We start from the raw sequence: 9532 nt of genomic DNA, 5'->3' as shown, positions 1-9532 counted from the left end.
AGGGCTCCGGGCTCGGCGAGGGCTCCGGGCTCGGCGAGGGCTCCGGGCTCGGCGAGGGCTCCGGGCTCGGCGAGGGCGATGGGCTCGGTGAGGGCGATGGGCTCGGCGAGGGCGATGGGCTCGGCGAGGGCTCCGGGCTCGGCGAGGGCGATGGGCTCGGCGAGGGCGATGGGCTTGGGGAGGGCGATGGGCTTGGGGAGGGCTCCGAATCAGCGCTGAATGGTGGCGTCTCAGCAGACCAATGTTCAGCCACATTGCTGCTGTTACGCGGGATCAATTGGCCGTGGCTTGGCCCGCCCGCAGCCCCAGAGCTATCGTTGATCTGTGTGCCTGCGCCTTCGTTAAAGCGATAGAGCGCAACTGTGTTGTTATCGGCAGCATGGGGCGCAGTAGGACGGGTAAAGGAGGCTTCGTAGCGTACCAGATTGGATATGCGCAGATCGTCGAGCAAACCGTTGTAGTAGCGACTCCCTGGATAGTCGTGCTTCTCGGCACCCAACACAAGGTAAGGATCATCAGGATATTCTGAGTGGGCACTGCGCCCCACGGGAAAAGCAATCCCCCCAGTGGGGCCATTTTCTTGCGTATCGAGTTGACCATCTACAAAAATCCGCATCAGGCCACTACTCGCATTGCGCGTCACCGCAATGTGGCGCCATTGGCCTGTGGTTACGGGGATGTTGCCACACAGATTGGTCTCGTTCGTGCCATTATTGACCCCAAAGATAATCCGCCCGTCGCGCAGCGCGATCCCGTAATCGCCAGCATCATCCCCAAAAATATCACGGTCAACCAAGATAGTGCCATAGTACCAGCCAGCATTCCCGCTGCCACAGGGATCGGACGGATTGTTCGCAGCCTCGGCCCGCATCCAAAACTCAATCGTGAAATCGGTATCAACATTCACCGGAAATGAACTCGTCAACGCGCCATTGCTAATCACCCCCAAGGGAATCTTGACCCGATCCCGATCGGTGGGGCCGGTTCCAAAGAGGCGTAATGCAAAGCCACTACTGGCATGCAGCGGCTGCGTCAAGGGCGTATCGTTGAGGAGTAGGTTGGGCAGAACGACAAGAGCGATAATGATGAGCCAGGTAATCGGAGATCGTTGCATACTACCACTTCAAGATTACAATTGAACGTGTTGGCAAGGGTGTGCAAGGAAACCAGATTCTCTTGTGTACCCTATAATTAATTTTTAGCACGCCAAAACATGACACCAAAAACAGCCATACCAAGCAGCAAGACGGTGATACCCAAAGCCAAGAAGACAGCCGTAGTGCCAGAGGCGGAGGGTGGGGGCGTATTGGCAATCTGGTTTGGGGGGATAACAGTAGGCAGCGTTATGATGGCAGGTGCCTCAAGCAAAACCTCATCAGGTACGGTGGTTTGATTCAACGCAGTCGGTTCGGTATCGACAGGTGCCAGATCAGGATCTACCGGCTGAAGCGGTGCCAAGGGGGTTGGAGCAAGTGCAATGGGAGTCAGCGGCTCATCGAGCGCTTCATCATCCACAGGTTCGCTGGGCAACTCAGCGTCAACTTCTGGCAACGGTGGTGGCTCTTGCTCATGCTCTTCGACCTGACGAAAAGGATTATCGTCAGACCAACGCGTGCCATTTTCGTCTCCCCCGATCATTAGGATACCATGACTTGGCCCGCCAGGGGCTCCGGAACTATCATTGATGACCGTACCGCTGCCCTCATCAAAGCGATAGAGCGCCACGGTTGCGCCATCGGGCTGATGAGGGCCACTAGGCCGCACAAAGTCACTCATGTAGCGCACCTGGTTGGAGATGTGGAGATCGGCAAGCCAACCATAGTAATAGGCACTGCCCTCATAGTCGTGCTTCTCTGCCCCCAGCACGAGGTAGGGATCACTGTTGGGTTGTTCACTCGGGCGGTTGGTGCGGTAATCAATCCGCCCCACTGGGCCCGGCCCCTGTGCATCAAGCCGTCCGTCTACAAAGATAGCAATGGCACCACCATCAGCACGAGTGACCGCAACGTGGTGCCATTGACCAGTCACCACCGAGGTGGTGCCAAAAATCATGCGCTCCTCATCGCCTACCGCAACACCAAAGGCAAGACGTCCATCGCAAATAGCCACACCATAATCGCCATAATCGCCCGGCCCATCCACATCGCGGTCAATAATAATGTTGCCATAGTACCAGCCGCGATCTTCACAAGCGGGTGCATTGTTGGCCCCAGGGGTTGCTCGTATCCAAAATTCAATGGTGAAATCACCGCCAACATTGACCGGCAGTGAATCGATGATCTGGCCATCACTGATGCTGCCCAAAGGGATTTTGACCCGATCAATATCATTGGGCCCGCTGCCAAAAAAGCGGAGTGACGAGCCTTCTGAGGCTGCTACGGGCGTGAAGGTTGTACCCAAGAGCAGCAACGTGACCAGCATGCTAAAGATACAGCGAAGCATAGACATAGGCGTTGTTCCAATTGGTATAATATCAATTACCCTTGAACATGCCGCATGATCAAGAACGCTAAGGCCCATTGAGACGCCATGTTCGGCAATCTACAATCTACAATCTGAAATGGTATAATACCAAAGACGAGTAACAAGCAGAGGATAGAAAACCCAAACCATGACTCTCCAAGATCAAATCAAAGCACAAACACTTCAACTCATTGCGATTCCTAGCGATCCCATTTGGCGCCTTCAAGTCGCGCAGTATCATGCCATGGTTCAAGCTGGTATTCTCACCGAAGATGATCCAGTTGAGCTGTTGGAAGGATGGCTTGTACCCAAGATGCCCAAAAACCCCCCTCATCGTGTTTGCACCCAAACTACCCGTGAGTTACTGGCACAGATGGTTCCATCTGGATGGTATGTTGATGATCAAGAACCCATTACCACTGAGGATAGCGAACCAGAACCGGATATCGTCATTGTCCGTGGGCAGCGGCGTGACTATCTTGAACGCCATCCAAAAGCGCAGGAAGTTGCACTAGTCGTTGAAGTTGCTGATGCTACCCTGCAACGTGATCGTACCAGCAAGAAACGCATCTATGCACGCGCAGGTATTCCAATCTATTGGCTTATTAACTTGGTTGATCGCCACGTTGAGGTCTATACCAAGCCAATGAGCCATTTGACGGTTGCTGATTATGCTGAACAGCAGATCTATTTGCCACACGATCAGCTTGTGGTCGTGCTGCATGAACAGGTATTGGGGATGGTACCTGTGAGTGATATGTTACCATAAGGGCTTGCATGAAACCCGCTGGTTGGGCTATGCCCCACGCCATTTTTTCTGTCGTGTTGGCGGCGAAGCCGCCAACACGACAGAAAAAATGCTTTTTGGGGAGGCGAGCCTCCCCAGAAGCCCTGCATGGAGGTCTACTGACCGCAAATCTCTACGAGGGTTGCGCTCAATCCGTTGGTGCAGTGCCGCTCACCCAGGTCGGGTTGCTGGGCGCTGCGGCCAAGGTTAGGCTCAGGTTATTGCCAGAACGATCTGCGGTGGTGCTGCCACTGCCTTCGTTGAAACTGAAGAGCGCCAGGGTGTTTCCATCAGGGGTGAAGGCACTGCTCGGTGGCGTGAAGTTGCCCGTGTAGCGCACATTGTTCGAGAGACGCAGTTCGTCCAATTGGCCCCGGAAGAAGCCGTAGGGGTTGAGCCCGCCTACGAAGAGGCTGGGGCCGACGGTGATGCCACCGACCGTAACCTGTGGCCCAGCAACGCCATTCACAAAGAGTTGGGCGCTGTTGGTGTTGGCGTTGTAGCTCAGGGCAATATGGCTCCAGCTATTGGTGTTCAGTACAGTTGCATGCTGCACCATCTGCCAACTATTGGCGCTGTTGAGCATCCACCAGGTGGCCCGGCCACCGTTGAGTTCGAGCGACCAGCCACTATCTGCGCCGGTGGCTACAATGACTCCATCCTGGCCTGCAAGATCGGGGCGTACCCAGAGTTCCAGTGTCTGGCTGCCATTCAGCCCAGGCACGGCGCTGCCCGTCAGTTGATCGTTGCCAGCAAAGCTCAAGGCGAAGTTGCTGCCCGGCGCGGGCGTGTTGGTCGGTGCGGGCGTGTTGGTCGGCTCAGGCGTGTTGGTCGCCGTGGGCGGCGCGGGTGTGTTGGTCGCCGTGGGGGACGGGCCGGGCGTGTTGGTCGGCTCGGGCGTGTTGGTAGGGCCATCCTGCGCTGGCAGCGCAATTTCGCCATAGCCCACCACTTCACGCTGGTTGAAGACCTGAATGAGCGCATTGGTGCCAACTGGCACATGACCAGTCAGGTGAAAACTGATGCTCTTGGTGCCAGCGGGTGCCCCATTGGGTAGACGCACAAGCAGGGCACCACGGGCGTTCCCGCCCGCAGCCGCATCGGTGACCGCAGCGGGATCGGCGTTGAGCGTCGCGCCATTGCCGAAACCATTGATTGCCTCGGCACTCACGTTGCTGAAGGGCAACTCAGGTGGCAGCGTGACCAGCACACTGCCACCGTTGGGCAGCGCAGCGCTACTGAAGGTCAAGGTATAGAGCGTCTCTTCCACCTGTAGACTGAGGTCGTTCAGGGGGGCACCGGGCGTCATTGCGGCCAGCGCAAAGCGCGTCGAGTTGGGGCGCGTGCTGGTGGTGTAGTAGAGCCGGTAGCTCGTGCCATCCTTCAAGGCGCGCACCGCCCAAACCTCATCGGGCGTACCTGCCACAATCGCATCATCGGGGCCGCTCCAGACCGGCGTATTGGGGGTGGCGCGTGTCCAGTTGATGCCATCGGTCGAAACCATATACCCAGTGGTATAGCCAGAGCTATAGCCACTCGCTTCGTACCACATTCGGAAGAGTGCGCCATCTTTGATCACCGACGGCACCCCCAGATTGTTGTCATCGAAGGTACCAAAGGGGCCGGGCGTCGTGATCGAGCCATCACTATTGGTGGCTACCCGCGTCCAGTTGATCCCATCGGGCGAGAGGGCCAAACCGATGCGGAAGGTGTAGGCTGGGCTGGTGCTAACCCCTTCGTACCACATGCGGTAACATGCTCCACTGGTACGCCCAGCTTCACAGGGCAACTCAGTGCTGGCCTGATCGAGAATGACACTCGGCGCAACAATGTAGGTAGCATCAAACTGGCCTGCAATGCCAGAATGGCGCAGCACAGCATTACCAGCTTCCGCTCCGGGCACGCGCGTCCAGGCGAGGCCATCGGACGACTCGGCCAGCCCGATCCCGCCAATTGTGCTAGGATCACTAAAACCTGTATACCACATGCGATAGGTCTCGCCCACCCGGATGATATTCATGGTTGAGACCCCATCGCGGTCGAAGCTCCCTGGCACGCCAGAGGCACTAAAGACGGCTCCGCCGTTCAGCGGGCCACTCACGCGCTGCCACGCAATCCCATCGGGCGAGAGGGCGTAACCAATGTTGCGCTCGTAGAAGGGGGCCGCACCTGTACCGACGTACCACATGCGGTAGCAGATACCACTCGTGCGACCATTCTCACAGGGGCGGGCAACACTCGCTTCATCACGTAACACCTGGGGCGGGAAGATTTCAGTCAGATCAAAGCTGGTACCATTCCCACCACAATTATCGTTGGCCCGCCCAAAGATTGCGCCGCCCAAGCTGCTACACGGCCCGGCCACTTGTTGCCATGGTTGGGCATTGGCTTCCGGTGCAGGCGTAGGCGTACTGGTAGGCATAGGCGTGCTGGTCGGAACGGGCGTGGCACTCGGCGCTGGCGTGGCACTTGGCTCCGGTGTGGCACTTGGCTCCGGTGTGGCAGTTAGGGTCGGCGACGGGCCTTCTGTTGGGGTTGCACTGCTCGTGGGCTGGGCGGTCGGGCTGGGGGTACTCGTGGGCTGGGCGGTTGCGCTGGGGGTACTCGTGGGCTGGGCGGTTGCGCTGGGGGTACTCGTGGGCTGCACCGTATGGGTAGGGATCGGCGTTGGTACAGGCGGCTCACCAATGAGCAACGGCAGGCTCCCGCGTTCAAGCACTTCACGACTATCGAAACTCTGGATGAAGAGATTGTCAGCTACATAGGGCTCGCCCGCCACACTAAAGCTGATGCTCTTGGGCCCAGGGTCGGCACCAGCAGGCAAAAGCACCACAAGCGCCCCGCGACTCACCCCGGCGGCTGGGCCATCGGTGAGTGCCGTAGGATCAGCGACCAGCGTTGCATTGGCCCCAAAGCCACTCAACGCTCCCGGCGTCAATGCGCTAAAAGGCAGATCAGCAGGCAGACTAACCAGCACATAGCCATCTGCCGGAATAGGCGTCGCGGTGGTGAAATTGAGCGTATAGTTGGCACCCTCCACACTCAGACTCACAGCACCCAGCGGCGAACCGGGGGTAACATGTGCGAGGCTCACCCGCTGTGAATTCTCGCGGATGGAGGTGTTGTACCACATGCGGTAGGTCAGCCCCTCTTTGATCACAAAGGGCGACCAAACATAATCGGGCGCAAGGGTACCCGGATCATCGCTCCCGCTCCAGATAGCATCATTAGGATCGGGGCGGGTCCAGGTAAGGCCATCGCTCGAAACCACATGGCCAATGCGATGGGCACCGGAGCTATCCTGAGCGCTGTACCACATGCGAAAGAGCGGCCCATCTTTGATCACAGAGGCAATTGCGGCATGCTGGGCATCAAAGGTGCCCGTTGGCCCTTGGCCAATCACGGCACCAGCAGTACCAGAGCCAGCCACACGGGTCCAATTGAGGCCATCGGGCGAGAGGGCGTAGCCAATATAGAAGGCATTGCCGCTATTGATACCCTGATACCACATGCGGTAGCAAGGCCCACTTGTACGTCCAGATTCACAGGGCGCAGTGGAACTTGCGCCATCAAGCAGCACCCGCGAAGCCGCAATGATACTCTGATCAAAGCTCCCCGCGACTCCTGAGGGACGCAGCACAGCGCCCTCGGCCAATGGGCCAGTGAGGCGTGTCCACGTAAGCCCATCGCTCGAAACCGCCGTCCCAATACTAAAGGTTGCCCCATTGCCCCCGGTGTACCACATCTGGTAGCCAGTGGCCGTCCGGATCACACTAGGGAAGGAGACATTGGCGCTATCGAAGCTCCCAGCGGGGCCAAAGCCCAACACACTGCCCGCAGCGCCCGTTCCAACCACACGTGTCCAGCTTATGCCATCGGGCGAAAGGGCCAACCCAATGCGGCGTGCGCCATTCGCATCAAAGCCGGTATACCACTGGCGGTAACAGAGGCCACTGGTACGCCCTTGTTCACAAGGGGTCGTGACGCTTGCAGCATCCACCAGCAGCGCGTGGCCATAGATCTGTGCCGTATCGAAGGATGTACCACTACCGCCACAATCCTCACCGGCGCGCGCAAAGACAGCACCTTGCAATGCCGGAGCGCAAACCCCTGGCACATGCTCCCAAGGTTGACGATTGGGCACCGTCGCCGCCACCTGATCTACCGTCAGCAGCCCCAACAATCCGACGAGCAAACCAACCATGCCGAGCAAACCCAAACGCCAGCCGTGACGTGCTGCCATTGCCTCTTCCTTACCTGTGGGGGATAGGTGCGCGAAGCCTGTTCGCCCACAACTTCTCCCTACGTTTGCTGATCTACCTCATGAAACGCAAGGCACACCACAGGCAAGGATGCACAACCAGAGAGCATGATGCTGCCCGCATACTGCTGGCGCATATGCTACATGGGAGGGGTAACAGGCTCCTAAACAGGCAAAACTACGAGGTGAGTCGTTGGTTACGCAGCGTGAATGATGCACCAAAATCTATCCACTACCGTATCTTTTGGGCCGTTCCAACGGTATAGATAGTAGGGGATAGTATGTTGTATGTACGCCTGTAGCGGCGACCCCGTCGCCCCTACCTTGCCACTGGAAAGCAAAACCTCATGGATCACCTGCGCTACTACCTTGGGTTCAACCTCGTTTCCGGCATTGGGCCTGCCCGCCTCGCGCGTCTGCAAGGCTATTGTGGCTCGCTGGCCGACGCATGGCATGCCGATGCCTTTGAGTTGGCCGCCGCTGGCCTGGAGAGTAAAGCGAGCGCTGCGCTCATTGCGGCCCGTGGCCGCCTTGATCTTGATGCAGAACTGGAGCGGGTGGCTGCTGCTGGGGTTACGCTGCTCTGTTGGGACGACCCGGCCTACCCACGGTTGCTCCGCGAAATTCCCGCTGCCCCGCCGCTGCTCTATGTGCGCGGCACGCTCACTGAGGCGGACGATTGGGCCATTGCTGTGGTGGGCACACGCTCGCCCACCACCCATGGGCGCGATGCGGCGCTCCGCTTCAGTGGTGAGTTGGCCCGCGCCAGTGTGAGTGTCGTCTCGGGGTTGGCCTTGGGGATTGATACCATGGCCCACGAAGCGGCCCTTGATGCGGGCGGACGCACCTTGGCTGTATTGGGCTGCGGTGTAGATCAGCCCTACCCTGAACGCAACCGCCGTCTCGCGGCACGGATTGTTGAGCAGGGGGCGCTGATCAGCGACTACCCCTTGGGAACGCTGCCCACCCCGGCCAATTTTCCGGCGCGTAACCGCATCGTCAGCGGGCTCAGCCGCGCCGTCTTGGTGGTAGAAGCGGGCCAACGCAGTGGCGCCTTGATCACCGTTGGCTTTGCGCTCGAACAGGGGCGCGATGTCTTTGCGCTGCCCGGCCCAATCGCCTCACGCCAGAGTGTTGGCTGCAACCAACTCATCCGCGAGGGCGCAACGCTTGTCACCAGCGCCCAAGAACTCTTGGACGACATGGACTTGACGGCGGCAAGTGTCCAGCGCGAAGCACGCAGCGAAATCCCCGACGACCCAGCCGAAGCGGCCATACTCCAACTCCTGGGCTACGAGCCAACCCACATTGATGAACTGGGGCGCGCCGCGAACCTCAGTGCCCCTGCCGCCGCCGCCGCCTTAGCCCTACTCGAACTACGCGGCCTCGTGCGCCAAGCCGCCCCCTTGCTCTATGTGTTGGTGCGCTAAAAAACTGAGTAACTTCATAATCTTTCGAGGATGCGTGAGGCGAAGATGTGAGGATGCGTGAGGCGAGGATGCGAGGATGCGAGGAGGCGTGAGGCGAGGATGCGTGTCTTCGTGTCTTCGTGTCTTCGCGTCTTCGCGTCTTCGCGTCTTCGCGTCTTCGCGTCTTCCCAATCTTACAAGCAAAAACCCCTGCCTACGCAGGGGTTTTTGGTCAAAAAAGGGGTCGCCGGTTCGGTAAGACCTAGCGGGGCTCACCAGCGGCGACGCCCAAACGCTTACTATCATTCATGGGCATCACCTCCTTCGTGCCTAGTCGGCATATGGTTGTGAAGTTCGGACATTGATACTATACCGAAGGAACGCGCCCATGTCAAGAGTGAATTTGCGCCAATTTCGGCCTTGCTGCCTATGACGCAGCGTGCTATCATGACGCATAGCAGCATATTTCCTATGGCAGGGATTTAGGGGAGGCTTTGCCTCCCCTAAAAAACGTTGTTAACGCGAAGAAGCCTTGGGTTGGCAGCCACCGCGCCGCTGGCTGAGCCTGTCGAAGCCAAGCGGTGCGGCCCAGAACTTTTTCGCGCTAACAAA

Annotated in this window: 5 protein-coding genes; 2 read left to right on the top strand and 3 right to left on the bottom strand. The window is 58.5% G+C overall.

Features of this window, described 5'->3' with window-relative positions:
- A partial coding sequence (locus tag CJ255_RS19765) for a LamG domain-containing protein (protein ID WP_097645809.1) occupies positions 1-1114 on the bottom strand: 1114 nt, incomplete at its 3' end.
- Between the two features lie 77 nt (positions 1115-1191).
- On the bottom strand, positions 1192-2448 hold the full coding sequence (locus CJ255_RS19760; RefSeq protein ID WP_097645808.1) for a LamG domain-containing protein: 1257 nt from the start codon (positions 2446-2448) through the stop codon (positions 1192-1194).
- Between the two features lie 163 nt (positions 2449-2611).
- Between CJ255_RS19760 and CJ255_RS19755 the strand changes: the two genes are divergently transcribed.
- The gene (locus CJ255_RS19755; RefSeq protein WP_097645807.1) at positions 2612-3232 is read left to right on the top strand and encodes a Uma2 family endonuclease; all 621 of its coding nucleotides are present in this window, start codon (positions 2612-2614) and stop codon (positions 3230-3232) included.
- A 166-nt stretch (positions 3233-3398) separates the two neighbouring features.
- Here CJ255_RS19755 and CJ255_RS19750 read toward each other — a convergent pair whose 3' ends face one another.
- Entirely contained in the window at positions 3399-7493 is a 4095-nt protein-coding gene (locus CJ255_RS19750) for a LamG-like jellyroll fold domain-containing protein (protein WP_245863607.1), read from the bottom strand.
- A gap of 365 nt (positions 7494-7858) precedes the next feature.
- On the opposite strand from CJ255_RS19750, the gene dprA reads away from it, so the two are divergent.
- A complete protein-coding gene (gene dprA / locus CJ255_RS19745; RefSeq protein ID WP_097645806.1) occupies positions 7859-8941 on the top strand; it encodes a DNA-processing protein DprA in 1083 nt (360 codons plus the stop codon).
- Positions 8942-9532 lie beyond the last annotated feature (591 nt).

It is taken from the genome of Candidatus Viridilinea mediisalina (assembly GCF_002532535.1).
GTDB lineage: Bacteria > Chloroflexota > Chloroflexia > Chloroflexales > Chloroflexaceae > Viridilinea > Viridilinea mediisalina.
The sequence above is the reverse complement of the archived record's forward strand: the minus strand, read 5'-3'. Positions and strand labels throughout refer to the sequence as shown.

Bases quoted from the DNA above. Each gene is read 5' to 3' on its own strand.
- dprA (WP_097645806.1), top strand. From the start codon at position 7,859: ATGGATCACCTGCGCTACTACCTTGGGTTCAACCTCGTTTCCGGCATT.
- CJ255_RS19760 (WP_097645808.1), bottom strand. From the start codon at position 2,448: ATGTCTATGCTTCGCTGTATCTTTAGCATGCTGGTCACGTTGCTGCTC.
- CJ255_RS19755 (WP_097645807.1), top strand. From the start codon at position 2,612: ATGACTCTCCAAGATCAAATCAAAGCACAAACACTTCAACTCATTGCG.
- CJ255_RS19750 (WP_245863607.1), bottom strand. From the start codon at position 7,493: ATGGCAGCACGTCACGGCTGGCGTTTGGGTTTGCTCGGCATGGTTGGT.